This is a genomic window from Gordonia oryzae (genome assembly GCF_003797185.1).
In the GTDB taxonomy this organism is placed as follows: Bacteria; Actinomycetota; Actinomycetes; order Mycobacteriales; family Mycobacteriaceae; genus Gordonia; species Gordonia oryzae.
Window position 1 is genome coordinate 1 of sequence record NZ_RKMH01000005.1, and the last position, 18,616, is coordinate 18,616.

18 protein-coding genes are annotated in these 18,616 nt (G+C 67.1%); 12 read left to right on the top strand and 6 right to left on the bottom strand.

Translation table 11 applies throughout. The features are described from left to right. Positions 1-90 precede the first annotated feature (90 nt). Positions 91-459: a LapA family protein gene (locus tag EF294_RS07410; protein WP_123927605.1), complete on the bottom strand. Its 369-nt coding sequence runs from the start codon at positions 457-459 to the stop codon at positions 91-93. 30 nt (positions 460-489) lie between these two features. On the opposite strand from EF294_RS07410, the gene rlmN reads away from it, so the two are divergent. Beyond that, positions 490-1,602 carry a dual-specificity RNA methyltransferase RlmN gene (rlmN, locus tag EF294_RS07415; protein WP_123927609.1) on the top strand — a complete coding sequence of 371 codons (1,113 nt, stop codon included), beginning with the start codon at positions 490-492 and terminating at the stop codon, positions 1,600-1,602. Between the two features lie 87 nt (positions 1,603-1,689). Here the strand turns inward: rlmN and EF294_RS07420 are convergent, their stop codons facing one another. Then, positions 1,690-1,980, bottom strand: coding sequence for a DUF2631 domain-containing protein (locus EF294_RS07420; protein ID WP_006371329.1), 291 nt, complete (start codon positions 1,978-1,980; stop codon positions 1,690-1,692). A gap of 182 nt (positions 1,981-2,162) precedes the next feature. On the opposite strand from EF294_RS07420, the gene puuE reads away from it, so the two are divergent. The 6 genes from puuE to EF294_RS07450 all read left to right on the top strand — a co-directional run bounded on the left by puuE (position 2,163) and on the right by EF294_RS07450 (position 9,929). Next, positions 2,163-3,134 (top strand): allantoinase PuuE, encoded by a 972-nt coding sequence (gene puuE / locus EF294_RS07425; protein WP_123927612.1) that lies wholly within the window; start codon positions 2,163-2,165, stop codon positions 3,132-3,134. 153 nt (positions 3,135-3,287) lie between these two features. After that, the gene (gene dxr, locus EF294_RS07430; RefSeq protein ID WP_123927615.1) at positions 3,288-4,460 is read left to right on the top strand and encodes a 1-deoxy-D-xylulose-5-phosphate reductoisomerase; all 1,173 of its coding nucleotides are present in this window, start codon (positions 3,288-3,290) and stop codon (positions 4,458-4,460) included. 70 nt (positions 4,461-4,530) lie between these two features. Next, positions 4,531-5,763, top strand: coding sequence for a M50 family metallopeptidase (locus tag EF294_RS07435; protein ID WP_123927618.1), 1,233 nt, complete (start codon positions 4,531-4,533; stop codon positions 5,761-5,763). An 87-nt stretch (positions 5,764-5,850) separates the two neighbouring features. Next, on the top strand, positions 5,851-7,053 hold the full coding sequence (gene ispG / locus EF294_RS07440) for a flavodoxin-dependent (E)-4-hydroxy-3-methylbut-2-enyl-diphosphate synthase (RefSeq protein WP_123927621.1): 1,203 nt from the start codon (positions 5,851-5,853) through the stop codon (positions 7,051-7,053). 74 nt (positions 7,054-7,127) lie between these two features. Then, entirely contained in the window at positions 7,128-7,964 is an 837-nt protein-coding gene (locus tag EF294_RS07445; protein WP_123927624.1) for a GNAT family N-acetyltransferase, read from the top strand. Positions 7,965-8,096: 132 nt separating this feature from the next. After that, complete coding sequence (locus tag EF294_RS07450; protein WP_123927627.1) at positions 8,097-9,929, top strand: penicillin-binding transpeptidase domain-containing protein; 1,833 nt, start codon at positions 8,097-8,099, stop codon at positions 9,927-9,929. Between the two features lie 41 nt (positions 9,930-9,970). Here EF294_RS07450 and EF294_RS07455 read toward each other — a convergent pair whose 3' ends face one another. The 3 genes from EF294_RS07455 to EF294_RS07465 are packed head-to-tail and all read right to left on the bottom strand — an operon-like array spanning position 9,971 to position 12,908. Next, positions 9,971-10,771 (bottom strand): heme ABC transporter ATP-binding protein, encoded by an 801-nt coding sequence (locus tag EF294_RS07455; protein WP_425459407.1) that lies wholly within the window; start codon positions 10,769-10,771, stop codon positions 9,971-9,973. Further along, a complete protein-coding gene (locus EF294_RS07460) occupies positions 10,768-11,841 on the bottom strand; it encodes a FecCD family ABC transporter permease (protein WP_123927633.1) in 1,074 nt (357 codons plus the stop codon). The genes EF294_RS07455 and EF294_RS07460 overlap by 4 nt, the downstream gene beginning before the upstream one ends. Next, on the bottom strand, positions 11,838-12,908 hold the full coding sequence (locus EF294_RS07465) for a heme/hemin ABC transporter substrate-binding protein (protein ID WP_123927636.1): 1,071 nt from the start codon (positions 12,906-12,908) through the stop codon (positions 11,838-11,840). Before EF294_RS07465 ends, EF294_RS07460 begins: the two co-directional genes overlap by 4 nt. Before the next feature lie 143 nt (positions 12,909-13,051). Here EF294_RS07465 and map point away from each other — a divergent pair, with 143 nt between their 5' ends. The 5 genes from map (at position 13,052) to EF294_RS07490 (ending at position 17,138) form a co-directional block, all read left to right on the top strand. Further along, the gene (map, locus tag EF294_RS07470; RefSeq protein ID WP_123927639.1) at positions 13,052-13,915 is read left to right on the top strand and encodes a type I methionyl aminopeptidase; all 864 of its coding nucleotides are present in this window, start codon (positions 13,052-13,054) and stop codon (positions 13,913-13,915) included. 72 nt (positions 13,916-13,987) lie between these two features. After that, positions 13,988-14,194, top strand: coding sequence for a hypothetical protein (locus EF294_RS21360; RefSeq protein ID WP_185090978.1), 207 nt, complete (start codon positions 13,988-13,990; stop codon positions 14,192-14,194). Between the two features lie 127 nt (positions 14,195-14,321). Continuing rightward, entirely contained in the window at positions 14,322-14,693 is a 372-nt protein-coding gene (locus tag EF294_RS07480; protein ID WP_123927642.1) for a winged helix-turn-helix transcriptional regulator, read from the top strand. Further along, on the top strand, positions 14,690-16,276 hold the full coding sequence (locus EF294_RS07485) for a cobyric acid synthase (RefSeq protein WP_123927645.1): 1,587 nt from the start codon (positions 14,690-14,692) through the stop codon (positions 16,274-16,276). Before EF294_RS07480 ends, EF294_RS07485 begins: the two co-directional genes overlap by 4 nt. Positions 16,277-16,313: 37 nt before the next feature. Then, complete coding sequence (locus EF294_RS07490) at positions 16,314-17,138, top strand: alpha/beta fold hydrolase (protein WP_123927648.1); 825 nt, start codon at positions 16,314-16,316, stop codon at positions 17,136-17,138. Between the two features lie 50 nt (positions 17,139-17,188). Here EF294_RS07490 and EF294_RS07495 read toward each other — a convergent pair whose 3' ends face one another. Next, a complete protein-coding gene (locus EF294_RS07495; protein ID WP_123927651.1) occupies positions 17,189-18,610 on the bottom strand; it encodes a mycothione reductase in 1,422 nt (473 codons plus the stop codon). Positions 18,611-18,616 lie beyond the last annotated feature (6 nt).

The window sequence follows — 18,616 nt, forward strand, 5'->3', positions numbered from 1 at the left end:
GCGCTGTCGGCGGACAGATGGGCGCTGTCGGCGGACAGATGGGCGCTGTCGGCGGACAGATGGGCGCTGTCGGCGGAATACCGGGCGCTGTCAGTTGGCCTTTCGGGCCTTCTTCAGGGCGCGGTTCAGCTGGAAGGTGCGGGCGCCGCCGATCATCGCGGTGATCAGTGCGCCGGCGATCGCGGCGATCAACAGACTGACGCCGACCGGCAGGTTGACCTTCGCGAACAGGAAGTTGATCTGTTGGGAACCCAGATTCGCGAGGATGAAGATCAACAGCAGGATGGTGATGATCGCGCCGATGACCCAGCCGATGAAGGTGGCGCGAGTGCGAGTGTGCTGGACGTCGTCGATCGCCGTCCGGGCGGCGACGTGGGAGTCATCGACCGGCGCCCGATTGCTGGCGCTGGTCGACGCGTTCGAGGCGGGGCGCTCGGAGGACGAATCCGGTGTGCTCATGCACCCATCATGACATGCGACAATGGGAACATGACGTCTTTGCCGCTCGTGTTCGACGCGCCCAGGCGCGGACGTCCGCCGACACACTTCGCCGACCTCGATCAGGCGGCCAGGGTTGCCGCTGTCGGCGATCTCGGGCTTCCGAAGTTCCGCGCCGACCAGCTCGCACGCCAGTATTACGGGCGGCTCACCGCCGACGTCGAGGAGATGACCGACCTTCCGGCTGGGGCACGAGACAAGGTCGGCGCCGCGTTGTTCCCGCAGCTGCTCTCTCCGGTGCGCCACATCTCCTGCGACGATGGCAGCACCCGCAAGACGCTGTGGCGACTGCACGATGGGACGTTGCTGGAGAGCGTGCTGATGCGCTACACCGACCGCAATACGTTGTGCATCTCCAGCCAGGCCGGCTGCGGGATGGCGTGCCCGTTCTGCGCGACCGGTCAGGGCGGCCTCGACCGCAACCTGTCGACCGGGGAGATCGTCGACCAGGTACGCGCGGCCGCGCGGGCACTGCGTGACGGCGAGTTCGGCGATGCCGGGCGTCTGTCGAACGTCGTGTTCATGGGAATGGGTGAGCCGCTCGCCAACTACAAGCGGGTGGTCTCGGCGGTGCGGCAGATCACCGCAGCGGCGCCCGACGGTCTGGGGATCTCGGCACGTTCGGTGACGGTCTCGACTGTGGGTCTCGCACCGTCGATCCGGAGATTGGCCGACGAGAACCTGTCGGTCACGCTCGCGGTCTCCTTGCACACCCCAGACGACGAGTTACGCGACACACTGGTCCCGGTAAACAACCGTTGGTCGGTCGCCGAGGTGCTCGACGCGGCGCGGTACTACGCCGATTCCACCGGCCGGCGTGTTTCGATCGAGTACGCCTTGATCCGCGACGTCAACGATCAGCCATGGCGCGCGGACATGCTCGGCCAGAAGCTGCATCGTGCGCTCGGGTCCCTGGTGCATGTGAACCTCATCCCGCTCAACCCCACGCCCGGTTCCGCGTGGGATGCGAGCCCGAAAGACGTTGAGCGCGAGTTCGTCCGCCGCATCCGGTCCCAGGGCGTGTCGTGCACGGTCCGCGATACCCGCGGCCAGGAGATCGCCGCGGCGTGTGGCCAACTCGCCGCCGAGGAAGCCGAGAGCTGAGCCGCCGAACACCGGGACCCCACACGACAAAACACCCCGACGAGAAGATCTCGCCGGGGTGCGCGTGTGGGTTTCGGGATCGCGCCGTCAACTCCACTTTTTCTTCGTGAGCATGCCGCGCAGCAGGAAGGCGGCGACGATGACGCCGAACGCGGCCAGCCAGATGTCCTCGACGTGTCCGACGTGGTTTCCGTAGAACATCGCGAACAGCAGGACGACCACCACCCAGCCGGCGATATAGAACGTGCGGGTCGCTACACCGTGCCAGCCGAAACGCGCCGAGGGCGCGTCGGCGGGCTCACGCACCCACCCGGTGTCGATCTCGTCGCTGTGCTCCACGTCGGTGCTTGCCGCGTGCTCCACGTCGGTGCCTGCCACGTTGACTCCTCGCTGCGCACGTCAGAAGAGGTCTCTGACGATCGGTAGTAGTACTTTCAGAAGAGCATAGCGGGCACGGTGGCGCCGTGTCTCACTCCCCATGCCGCGTCTCGGGTGGCGTCGAAAGGTCGGGAAGTGTCGCCCGACGGGACGACGTCGGAGATCGGTGCAAGAATGCGCCCATGCATCCGCCGACCCGATCGCTTGCCGACTATCGCTCCGAGGACTACCCCCGCGACATGGTGGGTTACGGTGCCACGCCGCCGGATCCGCAGTGGCCCTCGAACGCGAAGATCGCGGTGCAGTTCGTGCTGAACTACGAGGAGGGCAGCGAGAACAACGTCCTCGAAAACGATCGCGGGAGCGAGACATTCCTGTCGGAGATGGTCGGCGCTCAGTCGTTCCCGAACCGCCACATGAGCATGGAGTCGCTCTACGAGTACGGCTCCCGTGCCGGGGTGTGGCGAGTACTGCGGGCCTTCGAGCGTCGCGGTTGGCCGTTGACGATCTTCGCGGTGGCACAGGCGATGGCGCGTAACCCGGAGGTGGTGGCGGCCTTCCTCGAACGCGGTGACGAGATCGCCTGTCACGGGTACCGGTGGCTGAGCTATCAGATGGTCGACGAGCACGTCGAACGCGAACACATGCGCGCTGCCGTGGAGCTGCTGACCGAGATCACCGGGTCCCGTCCGCTGGGGTGGTACACCGGCCGCGATTCGCCGAACACGCGGTCGCTCGTCGTGGAGCAGGGTGGTTTCGTCTACGACTCGGACAGTTACGCCGACGATCTGCCCTATTGGGTCAAGGTTGGCCGGACCACCGACGGGATCCGCACCGAGGTGGATCACCTCGTGGTGCCCTACACGCTCGACACCAACGACATGCGCTTCGCGTCACCGGGCGGATTTCCTTCCGGTGAGCAATTTTTCGCGCATCTGCGAGATGCCTTCGATGTGCTCTATCGCGAGGGTGAACAGGGTTCGCCGAAGATGCTCTCGGTGGGGCTGCACTGTCGTTTGGTGGGTCGGCCGGCGCGGGTGGCGGCGCTCGAGCGTTTTCTCGATCACGTCGCGGCCCACGACGATGTGTGGGTCGCGCGGCGGATCGATATCGCCGAGCACTGGCGCGCTGTGAACCCGGCGCCGGGAGCGTAGCGAGCGGGCCGAGTTCATACCCGGCGCCGGGAGCGTGGCGAGCGGGCCGAGTTCATACCCGGCGCCGGGAGCGTGGCGAGCGGGCCGAGTTCATACCCGGCGCCGGGAGCGTGGCGAGCGGCGGCGGTTTGCTGTGGTGCGCGGTGGGCGACAATGGTCGTCGTGACGATACGTGTGCTGATTCTCGGTTCGACAGGTTCGATCGGAGTGCAGGCCCTCGAGGTGATCTCCGAGCATCCGGAGTTGTTCTCGGTGGTCGGCGTCGGTGCGGGGGGCGGTAATCCGGACTTGTTGGGCCGGCAGGCCCGCGAGTTCGGTGTGCCTGCGCACCGGGTGGCCGTGGCGGATGCGGCGGTGGCCGAGAAGCTCGTGTCCGAGTTGGGCGATGGGGTCCTCGGCGGTCCGGACGCGATGTGCCGGCTGATCGATTCGGTCGAGGCCGACGTGGTGCTGAACGCCGTTGTCGGGTCAATCGGGTTGCGGCCGAGTCTGGCGGCGTTGCGGTCGGGTGCTCGACTGGCCCTGGCGAACAAGGAGTCGTTGGTGGCCGGGGGAGCGTTGGTGCTGGCGGCTGCGGCACCGGGGCAGATCGTGCCGGTCGATTCGGAGCATTCGGCGATCGCGCAGTGTTTGCGTGGCGGTAGCGCCGATGAGGTCGACCGGCTGGTGCTGACTGCGTCGGGCGGGCCGTTCCGGGGGTTCACTGCCGATCAGCTGGAGAATGTGACGCCCGACGAGGCGGGACGTCATCCGACGTGGTCGATGGGCCCGATGATCACATTGAATTCGGCCACCCTGGTGAACAAGGCGCTCGAGGTGATCGAGGCTCATTTGTTGTTCGACGTGCCTTACGACCGCATCGACGTCACGGTGCACCCGCAGTCGATCGTGCACTCGATGGTCACCTTTGTCGACGGTGCGACGATCGCCAAGGCGTCACCGCCGTCGATGAAGCTGCCGATCGCGCTGGCGTTGGGCTGGCCGCATCGGGTGCCCGGATCGTCGACGGCATGTGATTTCTCGACGGCGTCGTCATGGACCTTCGAGCCGGTCGACAACGAGGTGTTCCCGGCGATCGACCTGGCGCGCCGGGCGGGGACGGCAGGGGGCAGCATGACCGCGGTGTACAACGCCGCGAACGAGGCCGCCGCGGAGGGATTCTTCGATGGCCGCATCGCCTTCCCGCGGATCGTGGAAATCATCGGTCGTGTGCTCGACGACGCAGATCAGTGGCGTAGCACCCCGGGTACTGTGGAGGAGATCTTCAGCGCTGATGCGTGGGCACGGGCCCGCGCCGCGGAGTTGGTGGCCACGTTGCAGCGGTGAGGACGTGCCGTGGGGTTTGAGTGCCGTGGGGTGAGTTACGGTGGCATGACGAAACGGAGAGTCGAGAGAAGTGGTATTCGCGATCGGCGTCGTGCTGTTCGCCCTGTCGTTGTTGGCCTCGATCGCTTGGCACGAGTGCGGGCACATGTGGGCGGCACAGGCGACGGGGATGAAGGTACGGCGCTACTTTGTCGGCTTCGGGCCGACGCTCTGGTCGACGCGACGGGGTGAGACCGAGTACGGCGTGAAGGCGTTGCCGTTCGGTGGCTTCTGCGACATTGCCGGGATGACCCCGCATGAGGAGCTGACCGCCGACGAGCTGGGTCGGGCGATGTACCGGCAGAAGCCGTGGAAGCGTCTGGTGGTGCTGTTCGCGGGTCCGGCCCAGAACTTCATCCTCGGCTTCGTGTTGATCATCGTGGCCGGTGTGATCTGGGGTTTGCCCGACCTGTCGCCGCCCGCGGTCGGCACCACGGTAGACAAGGTGAGTTGTCTCACCTCCACGGTGACCGTCGACGCCGACGGCACTGTGCGGGAGGCGCCCTGCACCGGTTCGGGACCGGCCGGTGCGGCCGGAATCCGCCCGGGCGACAAGATCATCGCCGTCGATGGGGTCGCCGGCACCACGGCGAGTGCCATCACCCCGCTCATCCAGAAGAGCAACGGGCCGGTGCGATTGCTCGTCGAGCGCGACGGCGGTCAGGTGACCCTGACGATGACCCCTCAGCCGGTGACCACCACCGTCACCGATAAGTCGGGCAAGGCGACCTCGCAGACGGTCAACAAGGTCGGAATCCAATTCCAGCAGCCGCCGCTGTGGAAGCACTACAACCCGGTGACGATCCTGCCGGGCGCGGCGGTCTTCACCGCCGAACTCGCGCATCAGACGTGGGACGCGCTGCTGTCGATGCCGACCAGGGTCCACAATCTGTGGATCGCGGTGACCGGTGGTGTGCGCTCGGCGGACACCCCGGTGAGTGTCTACGGTGCCACCGTCCTGGGCGGTCAGGCGGCCGAACGCGGACTGTGGGACACCTTCTTCTTGCTGCTGATCAGCATCAACTTCTTCCTGGGCCTGTTCAATCTCGTACCGCTACTACCCTTGGATGGTGGACACATGGCCATCGTCGGGTACGAGAAGGGACGCGACACGGTGCGTCGATGGTTCGGCCGGGCTCCCGGCGGGCCGATCGACTACTACAAGTTGCTTCCTCTGACCTACGCCGTGGTGGTGGTCATGGCCGCGTTCATGGTGCTGACCCTCACCGCCGACATCGTGAACCCGATCACGATCCCGAACTGACGGCCGCCACCAGCGCCCGCTCCAGCGGCCCGCGCCCAGCCCTCGCGAGCTCCCGCTCGCGCACACCGAACTCCTCAGGAGAACGAGATGTCCGCAACTGACCCGACTCCGGCCGGTTCGACCGACCCGATCTCGATCGGGCTCGGTATGCCCGCCGCACCGCCACCGGTGCTAGCGCCGCGACGCAAGACCCGTCAGATCCAGGTCGGATCGATTGGGGTCGGCAGCGATCACCCCATCTCGGTGCAGTCGATGACCACGACGAAGACCCACGACATCAATGCGACCCTCCAGCAGATCGCGCAGTTGACCGCGTCGGGCTGCGACGTCGTGCGTGTGGCGTGCCCGCGCAACGAGGACGCCGAGGCGCTGCCGATCATCGCGAAGAAGTCGAAGATCCCGGTGATCGCCGACATCCACTTTCAGCCGAAGTACATCTTCGCCGCAATCGACGCCGGCTGTGCGGCGGTCCGGGTCAATCCGGGCAATATCAAGGAGTTCGACGGCCGGGTCAAGGAGGTCGCGAAGGCCGCCGGCGACGCCGGCATCCCGATCCGGATCGGCGTCAACGCGGGATCGCTCGACAAGCGGATCATGAGTAAGTACGGCAAGGCCACCCCGGAGGCACTGGTCGAGTCGGCGTTGTGGGAGGCGGGCCTGTTCGAGGAACACGGCTTCGGTGACATCAAGATCTCGGTGAAGCACAACGACCCAGTGATCATGGTCGAGGCCTACCGGCAGCTCGCCGCCCAGTGCGACTACCCGCTGCACCTTGGGGTGACCGAGGCCGGACCGGCGTTCCAGGGCACCATCAAGTCGTCGGTGGCCTTCGGTGCGCTGCTCTCCCAGGGCATCGGCGACACGATCCGTGTGTCGCTTTCGGCGCCACCGGCCGAGGAGGTCAAGGTCGGCGACCAGATCCTCCAGTCGCTGAATCTGCGGCCCCGCAAGCTCGAGATCGTCTCGTGCCCGTCGTGCGGACGCGCCCAGGTCGACGTCTACAAGCTCGCCGACGCGGTGACCGCCGGGCTCGAGGGCATGGAGGTGCCGCTGCGGGTGGCGGTGATGGGGTGTGTCGTCAATGGTCCCGGTGAGGCGCGTGAGGCCGATCTCGGTGTCGCCTCGGGCAACGGCAAGGGACAGATTTTTGTCAAGGGTGAGGTGATCAAGACCGTGCCGGAGGCCGAGATCGTCGAGACCTTGATCGAAGAAGCGCTGCGAATTGCGGGCGAATCGGGAGAAACTGGAGAAGGCGCGCCGGCCGGGCCGCCTGTCGTGACCGTGTCCTGAGTTCCTCCGGAGTGGTGAACTGATACCGGACTACGCTCACACCGCAGAAACACATGGGACGAAGGAGCAGCGCGGTGCTGAAGCTGCTGGGCGACAAGCCACTGGGGGCGCGGGATGCACCCGCGGTGGGGCGTGTCCTCACCTCGGACCCGGTTCCGATGTGCATGGTCGCCGCACGGTTCGAGTCCCACGGAATCGAGCCGCGGATGCTGGGCGGGGAGATGTGGACAGCGGGCCGGCCCGAGACCTCTCTATGTTTCTCGGGCGCGAATTTGATCCCGTTGCGTGGCACGGCCGCCGACATGGAGTACTTCGCCGACCGCGCGGCAGCGGGCGCCCGGGTGTGCTCCTCGATCGTCGGTGACGCCGACCTGGCCCTGACCCTGTGGGACCGTATCGGGGCCACCTGGGGCCCCGCGCGCGAGGTCCGACCGGTACAACCCCTGATGGCGTTACACGGCGCGCCCCACGTCGAACCCGACCCGCACGTGCGATTGGTCACCCATGACGATCTCGAGGCGTACCTGCCCGCGGCCGTCGCCATGTTCATCGGTGAGGTCGGTGTCGACCCGTGCGCCGGGGACGGCGGCCGATCGTATCGGCGCAGGTTGGCGTCGCTCGTCGCCGCGCGCCGGGTGTTCGCGCGGTTCGAGCACGGCGAGGTCGTGTTCAAGGCCGAGATCGGGTCGATGTCGCGGGCGGTCGGGCAGATCCAGGGGGTGTGGGTCGACCCACGTATGCGGGGGCGTGGGTTCGGCGGCGCGGGAACGGCCGCCGTGGCCACCGCGATCACCGCACTTGGACGCATCCCCAGCCTGTACGTCAACAGCTTCAATCTGCCTGCCCAGGCTGCCTACCGCCGGATCGGTTTCACCCAAGTCGGGACCTTCGCGACGATTCTCATCGACTGACGTCGTACTCCTGGTCTCGCCATCGCGCACCGGCAGGCAGCGCCGCTTGCCACCACGATGGGGGACCACCACGGCGATCATGCCGCGTGGCAACCGTATTCGATGTCGTGCGGGTCCTAGTATCGGCACTCGATGGACTTTCCGACGCGTCGTGCCGCCGGTGTGGTGGCTGTGCTGATCAGTGCCGTGCTCGCGCTGTGCGCGGTGAGCGCATGCTCGTCCGACGACGACGGTCCCCGACAGGCCGTCCAGGCGTTTCTCGACGCCTACGCACACGGCGACGCCGCGAAAGCAGCGGCGCTGACCGACAATCCGCAGGCGGCGCAGACCGCACTGCTGTCGGCGTGGACCGGGTTGTCGGCCGAATCGATGTCGGGCACCACCGGCAAGGCCTCGATCGATCAGGACACCGCTGACATCGACGTGAACTATTCATGGCAGCTCGGTCACGGCCGGCAGTGGAGCTACCCGGGCACGGTCAAGGCGATTCGCTCGGATGCCAGCGGATGGCAGGTGCGCTGGACCACCACCGACATCCATCCCAATCTCGGTGGTGATCAACGTCTCTCGTTACGCATCACCGAGGCGCCGCGGGCCACGGTCAACGAGGCCGACGGGTCGGAGGTGATGGACAACGGAACCGTGATCGGCATCAACTTCGATGCCAAGGCGGCCACCGCCTCCGGGACCTCGGTCGGTGATGCCGTCACCCAATTGGTGGGCGTCCTCGCGCCGTTCGCGCCGAATCTCGATCCACAACGGATCGCCGAGGAGTCGACGTCGTCGGGGCGGCAATATCCGATCACCAGGCTTTCCGAGGCCGACTTCAACCGGCTGCGCGATCAACTTGCGATCCCGGGAGTGGTGTACAACGAGCAGTCCGAACTCGTTCCCACCGATCCGAGCTTCGCGCCGGTACTACTCAATGGTGTGCGCGGTGTGGCCGACGACGAGGTCGCCGGCCGGGCCGGCTGGCGCGTGGTCACCACGAACCCCAATGGTCTCGACGCCGACGTCCTCGCCGACCATGCGCCCGAGCCGGCGGCGGCGGTGCCGCTGAGCCTGTCGCGTCAGGTGCAGAACGCCGCTCAGCGAGCGGTGAACGCCACCAATACCTTTCAGATCGCGATGGTGGTCATCCAACCCTCCACCGGGCGGATCCTCGCGGTCGCGCAGAACCCGGCCGCCGATGCCCAGGGCCCGATCGCGACCACTGGCCTCTACCCGCCGGGATCGACGTTCAAGATGGTGACGTCGTCGGCGGCGTTCACTGCCTCGATGGTGCATCCGGACTCGATCGTCGGGTGCCCCGGCGAGATCACGATCGGTCCGCGCACCATCCCCAACTATGATCGGTTCGCGCTCGGTTCGGTTACCCTGCAGCGCGCGTTCGCGCAGTCCTGCAACACCACCTTCGCGAAACTGGCCAGCGAGATGGGGCCCTCGGATCTGGCGCACGCCGCGGCGGCCATGGGCATCGGACGTACCTTCGACATCCCCGGTCTGGCGACCTCGACCGGATCGGTGCCCATCGAGAACGATCTGGTCGCCCGCACCGAGGACGGGTTCGGGCAGGGCAAGGACCTGGTCAGTCCGTTCAGCATGGCGCTCGTCGCCGCGACTGTGGCCAACAACGGGAAGATGCCCGTGCCGCAACTCATCCTGGATCGGCCGACAACGGTCGGCGGCCCGTCGGCGACGCTGAACCCCGACGTCGTCGGGCAGCTACGGCCGATGATGCGCGAGGTGGTGCTCACCGGTACCGGCACCGCCATCGCCGGGCAGGGGGAGGTGTACGGCAAGACCGGTGAGGCCGAGTTCGACGGCGGCTCGCACGCCTGGTTCGCCGGATATCGCGGAGATCTGGCCTTTGCGACGCTCGTTGTGCGGGGCGGGGATTCGAACAACGCGGTCGGCGTCACCCGCGACTTCTTCTCATTCCTGCCGCCCGGCTTCGGGGTGTGATTCTCGGTCGTTCGGCGCCCGGCGATCGGGCCCGGCGGCGACTACCGCCGCAGCGGCATGACGATGAGCCTGCCGTCCCGCTCGAATATCTCGACCGGGTGATCGTAGGTCTCCGAGAGCAATTCGCTCGTCATCACCTCTCGGGTCGGGCCGAATGCGAGCAGACGGCCGTCCTTCATCACTGCGACCCGGTCGGCGTAGGCTGCCGCCAGGGTGAGGTCGTGTACCACCAGCAGGATCGCGGCCCCGGAATCGCGGTGCTCGCGCAGGATCTGCAGGACCTGCTCCTGGTGGCGGATGTCGAGTGCGGCGGTCGGCTCGTCGAGCATCATTACCGGCGTGTTCTGTGCCAACGCCCGCGCGAGTGACACCCGAGCCTGTTGACCACCGGAGAGTTGCGGAAAGGGTTGCTGGACGAGTGAATCGAGGTCGCATCGGGTGATCGCCTCGGCGATGATCTCCGGTGAGTGGGCAGCGTGCGGGGTCCGCAACCACGGGTACCGTCCCATCGCGACAACCTCACCGACGGTGAATGGGGTGTCCACGCGATTGTGCTGGGTGACCATCGACCGGCGTCGTGCCAGATCACGGTGGGAGGTGTGTGCGACGTCGCGTCCGGCGATCACCGCCGCGCCGTTCTGCGGGGCCCGCACCCCGGACAATACCGATAGCAGAGTCGATTTGCCGCAACCGTTGGGGCCGACGAGCGCGACCAACTCACCGGCAGCCACCTCCAGGGACACGTGGTCGACGACGTCACGACCACCGAGCGTCACCACGATGTCCGCGGCCCGGATCCCTGCATGCCGTTGCGACCAGGCGGATGGGTACGGCACCGTCACCACCGGGCTCCGGCGTGGCGACTGCGACGCAGCAGGATGAAGAATGCCGGTCCGCCGACCAGTGAGGTGAACACCCCGAGCGGTAGATCGGCGCCGCCGAGAACGGTTCGTGAGGCGAGATCGGCCGCGGCCAGGACGAGCGCGCCGCCGATGACGCTGGCCGGCAACAGGATCGCGTGCCGTGGGCCGACGACGAGACGCATCACGTGCGGCACGACGAGCCCGACGAACATTACGATGCCGGTGAAGGCGACGGCCGCCGCGGTGAGGATCGCAACCAGCACGACCACCTGCCGGCGGACGGTCTCGACGCTGACCCCCAGTGAGGCCGCCTGGATCTCACCGAGGGCCAGGAGGTCGAGCTTGTGCACCAGCAGCACGGCTGCGGCGACACCGGCGACCACCAGCGGTAGCGTCACCCACACGGCGTTCCAGTTCGCGCCCGCGAGCGAGCCCAACTGCCAGAACACGATCTGTTCGCGGGCTGCTGTGGTCGCGATGAACGTCAGGTACGAGATGATCCCGAGGGCGAAGGCGTTGATCGCGATTCCGGTGAGCACCAGCATGATCGCCGACGACGAGCCATCCCGCAGTGAGAGCACGTAGACCGCGGCGGTGGTGATCAGCGCCGCGCCGAACGCCGCGCCGGCCAGTGCCCACCCGTTGATGCCGACCCCGCCGATGACGATCATCAGGCACGCACCGACAGCGGCACCCGAGGAGACGCCGATGACACCGGGCTCGGCAAGCGGGTTCGCGAGCACCCCCTGCAGCAGGCAGCCGCCGGCGCCGAGGGCGGCGCCGACGATCAGCCCTAACACAATTCGCGGGAAGCGCACCACCCAGAGCGCGTGCTCACCCTGCGGATGGGTGGGCATCGTGCCGATGTCGAGGCCGAAATGGTGTGCGAGACTGCCGAGTACCTGGGCGGGCGGCACCGGGATCTGGCCGATGGCCGCCGAGGTGATCGCGACGGCGATCGTCGCGATCACCAGGACGGCGAGGATGAGCGGGGCCGAGACCCGCCCGGACCTGCCGGTGGGGGAGCGTCGGGTAGTCGGGGCGCTCATGTGTAGATCGCGTGACCGAGTGCGCCGATGACCTTGCCGATGTCCGGTCCGAACGACAGCACCTCGGTTTCGTCCATCTGCACCACTCGTCGGGCACGTCCGGCGTTCGTGTCGGAGACACCCGGCAGCGCGAGTACCCCGTCGAGGCCGCCGACGGAATCGGCGCCCTGCGTCATCACGAGGATCACGTCGGGATTCGCGCGCAGCAGCGCCTCGTCGGTCACGGCGGTGAACTCGGCGGTGAGGCCTGCGGCGGTGCCCGCATCGGTGCCGCCGAGAGCAGCGACGAGATCGTCGGCACCGGAGTTCGGTCCGGCCAACAGCACCAGGTGCGGTCCGCGGATGTAGAGAAAGGCGATTGTCGGGTCGCCAGTCGGGTGCGGGAGCGTGGCCGTGGCCGCGGTGATCTCCGATTCGGTGCGCTTGACGAGCTGCTCGCCGGCCGGCTTGACGCCGAGGGCGGCCGCCACCGACCGGATGAGATCGGGGGTCGTCGCGATGGTGCGGGTCGAGCTGAACGTCACCACAGGGATCTGCGACGCGCGGATCGCATCGACCGCCTGCGGAGGTGTGGTGGCGGCGTCGACGAGGACGACGGTCGGGTTGAGCGCCAGCACCGATTCGGAGTTGAGCTGGTGACCATTACCGGTGACCACCGGGAGCTTGGCCGCCGCTGGAAAGGTTGTCGACTGATCGCGGCCGACCACGCGGCCACCGAGGCCGAGGGCGAACACGATGTTGCCGAGTGTGCCGTTGCGGTCGACGGCGATGATGCGACTGATAGCGGTGACGGTGACCTTGCGGCCTCCGCCGGAATCGACGGTGACCGGCAGAGTGGGTGTGGGAGAGGTGGCCACCGGCATCACATCCGAGCCCGGCAGCGTCGCGGTCTGCGGGCCACCACGCAGATGCGAGTCCGCGGCTTCGGAGGACGAGGGCTGTTCCATCGGGGCGGCCGTGCACGCCCCGACAAGCAGCCCGACGACCGCGATCAGCGCGAGGCCCAGGGTCGTTGTCGTGATCGTCCGGTCCTGGCGCCGGTGGGGGATGAGATGCTGCTGCCGCACCGATGTCTCCGTTCTCCGATGGTCGCGGCGCTCGTCACTCGAGCCCGCACCATTGCCCAGGCTCACCTTAGTCGCGAGCGCGCGGGTGCCGGCAGACCCGGTGGTCAGGAGGTGCCCGGGGTCGGCGTTCTATGGTGGAAGCCATGACCGTGCGCGCCCCACTACGTCCCGGCAAGCTCTCGCCGATCCGGAGCGTTCCCGACTCGATCAAACGTCCGGAGTACGTGTGGAAGCCGACGGTCAACGAGGGGCATGAACCCTGGGTGCAGACCCCAGAGGTCATCGAGAAGGTGCGTGTGGCGAGCACGATCGCGGCCAACGCGCTCGCTGAAGCCGGTAAGGCCGTCGCGCCGGGCGTCACCACCGACGAACTAGACCGCATCGCGCACGAGTACATGATCGACCACGGCGCATATCCATCGACCTTGGGCTACAAGGACTTTCCCAAGTCGTGTTGCACCTCGTTGAACGAGGTGATCTGCCACGGTATCCCTGACTCCACCGTCATCAGAGACGGCGACATCGTCAACATCGACGTCACTGCCTACATCGACGGCGCGCACGGCGACACCAACGCCACCTTCTTGGCCGGCGAGGTGTCACCGGAGGCACGCGACCTGGTCGAACGCACCCGCATTGCCACCGAACGCGCCATCAAGGCGGTCAGACCCGGACGCGAACTCAACGTCATCGGCCGCGTCATCGAGTCGTACGCGAATCGCTTCGGCTACACCGTCGTTCGCGATTTCACCGGTCATGGCATCGGCGAGACCTTCCACAACGGACTCGTCGTGCTCCACTACGACCAGCCGAACGTCGATACCGTTCTCGAACCCGGCATGGTGTTCACGATCGAGCCGATGATCAACCTCGGCGGGCTGCCGTGGGAAATGTGGGACGACGGCTGGACGGTGGTCACCGTCGACAAGAAATGGACCGCCCAGTTCGAGCACACCGTCGTCGTCACCGAGGACGGCGCGGAGATCCTCACCATCGCCGACAACTGATCCACCCGCACGACGGGACCGGGCGACGACACTCGGGGACTCGTCACGCCCTGCGGGCTCCCCTCGACGTGGATGGTCTCACCTGAGACCACACCCGCGGTGCGTGGCCACTGTGCGGCGTCGACCATGTCCTCGACGGCTCCCACCCGCTACGCCGGGATACCTTCGGCGGTACCGGAGAAGAACGCGTCACGATCGGACTCGGGCACACCGTCCGAGGTGCCCGAGTCGACGATGCCCGGCGAGGTCGCGGTGACTGGTTCATCAGACGCTCCGTGATCAGAGGCTCCTTGGACGCGGGCAGGCTGGACGCGATTCACAGTATGGATTTGATACCGCTATCGTCAACGACGCCGACGGCGACCAACACGATCCCCGGCGGTGTCCGCCGACGAGAGGGGCGTGGGTGCCCAAGGCCTACGATGTGATGGCCCCGACCTGCCCTAGCCGGGTGGTGTTGCACCGCATCTGCGCACGCTGGAAGGTCTTTGTGGTCACCGCACTCGCTGATGGTCCGATGCGATTCAGTGCGCTCAAAGCGCATATCGTGGGGATCACCCCCAAGGTGCTCACCGATACCCTGCGAGCGCTCGAGTTCGACGGACTCGTCATACGCACCGATCTCGGCGGTCAGCCGTCGCGCGTGGAGTACTCGCTGACCGACCTCGGCCGCTCGCTGCTGGTCCCGTTGGCCGCGGTGCGGGGGTGGGCCGAGGAACACGCCCCCGAGGTCGAGGCGGCCAACGCGCAGGCGGCGGCGCCGGAAGGACTGCGATGACCAGGGTGCCGGAGACGAATGGGCTGGCGGGGGCGGTGCTGATCGGCGGCACCAGCTCGGATGCGGGTAAGAGCCTGCTCGTGGCGGGCCTGTGCCGGGCGCTGGCGCGCCAGGGTGTGCGGGTCGCGCCATTCAAGGCCCAGAACATGTCGAACAACTCGGTGGTCACCCTCGACGGCGGCGAGATCGGTCGGGCCCAAGCACTACAGGCCTATGCCTGTGGGTTGGAGCCGTCGACGCGGTTCAACCCGGTCCTACTCAAACCCGGGAGTGATCGCCGGTCGCATGTCATCGTGCGTGGCCGGCCCGCCGGTGATGTCGGCGCCGCCGACTACGTCACTCGACGTACTCGGCTACTCGAGGTGGTGACCGAGGAATTGCGGTCCCTCCGCGAAGAATTCGACGTGGTCATCTGCGAGGGGGCGGGCTCGGTCGCCGAGATCAATCTGCGCGACACCGACATCGCGAACATGGGCCTCGCGCAGGCCGCCGACCTCCCTGTGCTGCTGGTCACCGACATCGACCGCGGCGGATCGCTGGCGCACCTGTTCGGTACCACCGCGATCCTCGGTGCGGACGACCAGTCGCGGATCGCCGGGTATGTGATCAACAAGTTCCGGGGCGATCCGGCGATTCTCGCGCCCGGGATCGAGCAGGTGCGACAGATCACCGGCCGCCCGACGCTCGGTGTGATGCCCTTCGATCCGGACCTGTGGATCGATGCCGAGGACTCGTTGGCGAGCCCGGTCGGCCGACGGGTCGGTCCTCCCGAGACCATCTCGGTCAGCGGAGCGAACGGCGCTGTCGGGTCGCGCCTGCGGGTCGCGGCAATCCGCTTGCCGCGCATCTCCAATTCCACCGACGTCGAGTCGCTGGCCTGTGAACCGGGTGTCGAGGTGACCTGGGTCGACGACGCAGCATCTGTCGCCGCCGCCGATCTGGCGGTCCTCCCGGGTACCCGGGCGACGCTTGCGGACCTGGCATGGGTGCGCGCGCAGGGCATCGATGCCGCGCTGATCGCCCGGGCTGCCGCCGACCGCCCAACGCTGGCCATCTGCGGTGGATTCCAGATGCTCGCGCAACGCATCGTTGACGGGATCGAATCCGTCGCGGGTCCATCGGCGGTCGACGGCCTAAAGATCTTCGACATCGACATCGCCTTCGGTACTGACAAGGTGGTGCGGCGCGTGTCCGGATCGGCGGCCGGCCACCGAATCGAAGGCTATGAGATTCATCACGGACGCGTGGTGCGCTCGGCAGAGACAGGGTGGCTCGTCGACGACGCCGAGGGTCCGGAGGGAGCGCGACGCGGGGCTACCTACGGCACACATTGGCACGGGCTTCTCGCCTCCGACGGGTTCCGCCGGGATTTCCTGCGCGGGGTGGCCGCGAGGTCGGGGATACCCGATTTCACACCCGCCGCCGACGTCAGCGTCGAGGAGATACGCAGCGCCCAGGTCGACCGGATAGCCGAGATGGTATCGGCTCATCTGGACCTCGCCGAGCTCGTCGAGGTCGTGCGGTGCGGCGCCGACCCGGGACTGCCGACGATTAAGCACTCCCTCCAACAGAGGACGCGTTGAGCCGCGCGCGTTGCGGGCCATCACCTAGGCTGAGCCGGTGGAGACTGAACTGCGCACGGTGGATGTCGGAGAGTTGGCCTTCGACGTCACCGTGGGAGGACCCGACCGGGGGCCGTGGGTGCTGCTGCTGCACGGATTCCCGGTGAACGGACAGTGTTACGACGCCGTCGTGCCCCGCCTGCACGAGGCGGGTTTGCGGACGATCGTGCCGAATCAGCGTGGCTACAGCCCCGGTGCGCGGCCGGATGACATCGCCGCCTACCGCATCGATCACCTCGTCGCCGACGCCATCGGAATCCTCGACGCCATGAACGTGCACTTCGCACTGCTCGTCGGCCACGACTGGGGAGGGCTGGTCGCCTGGCACCTGGCATCACGCTATCCCGACCGCTTTACCGGATTCGTCGCCGTCTCCACCGGCCATCCCTCGGCCACCCGGGACTCCCTGGCAACCAGTGACCAGCGTGAAAGGTCCTCCTACATCAAGGATTTCATTGCCGATGGTGCCGAGAAGAAGCTGCTGGCCCGTGGCGGCGTGCTGCTACGGCGCGCGGGAGTGTCCGCCGAGGAACTCGAACCGCTCAAGGAGCCCGGAGCCCTGACCGCCGGACTCAATTGGTACCGCGCGAACTTCACCGGCGACATCGCCGCGACCATGGCGTGCGGTCCGGTCGAGATCCCTACGACCATGGTCTGGAGCGACGGCGATGCCGCTCTGGGACGCGAGCAAGCCGAGCGTAGCGGACGATATGCCTACTCCGACTTCAGGTTCTGTGTCCTGCCGGGCGTCGACCACTGGATTCCGCAGAAGGCGCCGGCCGAACTCGCGAGCGAGATCAGCTTGCGCTCGGCGGTGTTCTGAGGTCCGGGTACTGGTCGGTACCCGGATCTCGGCCGGTCACGAGCGCAGCCTTACCAGTCGAGGTCGAGTCCGAGTAGTGCATTCTCCAGGACCTCGGGCATCGCCGGGTGAATCCAGTACTGGCCGCGCGCCATCTCGGCTGCGCCCAACCCGAAGGACATCGCCTGGATCACCGGCTGGATCACTGTGGGTGCCTGTGGGCCGATGATGTGGGCGCCCAACAGTTTTCCGGTACCCCGCTCGGCGATCAGTTTGCAGAACCCGGTGGTGTCCTCCATCGCCCAGCCGTACGCGACATCGCCGTAGGCCTGGACCTTGACGGTCACGTCCCAGCCGGCCTGGCGGGCCTGTGCCTCGGTGAGCCCAACCGCGGCGATCTGCGGATGGGTGAACACCGCGGCGGGTACGTAGCGGTGATCGACCGACATCAGATCACTTGCCTGCCAACCCTTGAGGAGATTGGCCTGCACGATGCGTTCTTCGTGGTTGGCGACGTGCTTGAGCTGATAGGGCGAGCTGACGTCGCCCAACGCCCAAACCCTCGCCGCGTCGGTGCGGCCGTGCTCGTCGACGATAACCCGACCGTCGTCGGACAATTCGAGTCCGATCGTCGAAAGTCCCAACCGATCCCCGTTGGGCTCGCGGCCCACGGCCACGAGCAACACGTCGGCCTCCAGGGCCGGGCCGTCGGCGGTATGCACACGCACGCCGCCGTCGGGTAGGTTCTCCGCGCCGGTGACGGCGGTGTTGAGGTGTACATTCCAACGCTCCCCGGCGATGTCGGTGAATCGCTCGGAAACCGAATCGTCGAGTTTACGCAGCAGCCGTGGTCCACGCGCAACGATCGTCACGTCGGTGCCCAACGCCCCGAAGACATGGGCGAACTCCGCGGCGATGTAGCCGCTGCCCAGGATGATCATGCGCCGCGGCAGCTCCTCGAGGCGCATGATGTCGGTATTGGTGTGGTATCGCACCCCGGAGGCGGAGATGACGTCGGGAATCGTCGCCCGCGACCCGGCTGCGATGACCACCTCGTCGGCGAGCACCACCGCGTCGTCGGTCATCAGGCGGTAGCGGCCGGCGTCGTCGCAGCCGTCGAACTCGACGTGCGCGTCGTACACCGTGATGTTGTCGCAGTCCTCCACACGATAACGCTTGCCGCCCTGGGAGATCGGATCGATCCGCCCGAATACCCGCGAGACGATCGCGGGCCAGTCGACCCCGGCGACGCGCGAGTCGACGCCGTACTTGCCGCCATGCGAGGCGATCTCGGCGACCTCGGAGGAATAGACGAACATCTTGGTCGGAATGCATCCGACGTTCAGGCAGGTACCTCCGTAGACGCCCTCCTCGAATATGGCGATGGTCTTGTCGGCGAATCGCTCGTCGGGCAACGAGTTCCCGCTGCCCGACCCGATGATCGCGAGATCGACATGCGCGGTGGTGATGGAGTCGGTGGTGGTGTCGGGCACGCTCGG

Bases quoted from the DNA above. Each gene is read 5' to 3' on its own strand.
- EF294_RS07410 (WP_123927605.1), bottom strand. From the start codon at position 459: ATGAGCACACCGGATTCGTCCTCCGAGCGCCCCGCCTCGAACGCGTCG.
- rlmN (WP_123927609.1), top strand. From the start codon at position 490: ATGACGTCTTTGCCGCTCGTGTTCGACGCGCCCAGGCGCGGACGTCCG.
- puuE (WP_123927612.1), top strand. From the start codon at position 2,163: ATGCATCCGCCGACCCGATCGCTTGCCGACTATCGCTCCGAGGACTAC.
- dxr (WP_123927615.1), top strand. From the start codon at position 3,288: ATGGTCGTCGTGACGATACGTGTGCTGATTCTCGGTTCGACAGGTTCG.
- ispG (WP_123927621.1), top strand. From the start codon at position 5,851: ATGTCCGCAACTGACCCGACTCCGGCCGGTTCGACCGACCCGATCTCG.
- EF294_RS07450 (WP_123927627.1), top strand. From the start codon at position 8,097: ATGGACTTTCCGACGCGTCGTGCCGCCGGTGTGGTGGCTGTGCTGATC.
- EF294_RS07460 (WP_123927633.1), bottom strand. From the start codon at position 11,841: ATGAGCGCCCCGACTACCCGACGCTCCCCCACCGGCAGGTCCGGGCGG.
- map (WP_123927639.1), top strand. From the start codon at position 13,052: ATGACCGTGCGCGCCCCACTACGTCCCGGCAAGCTCTCGCCGATCCGG.
- EF294_RS21360 (WP_185090978.1), top strand. From the start codon at position 13,988: ATGGTCTCACCTGAGACCACACCCGCGGTGCGTGGCCACTGTGCGGCG.
- EF294_RS07485 (WP_123927645.1), top strand. From the start codon at position 14,690: ATGACCAGGGTGCCGGAGACGAATGGGCTGGCGGGGGCGGTGCTGATC.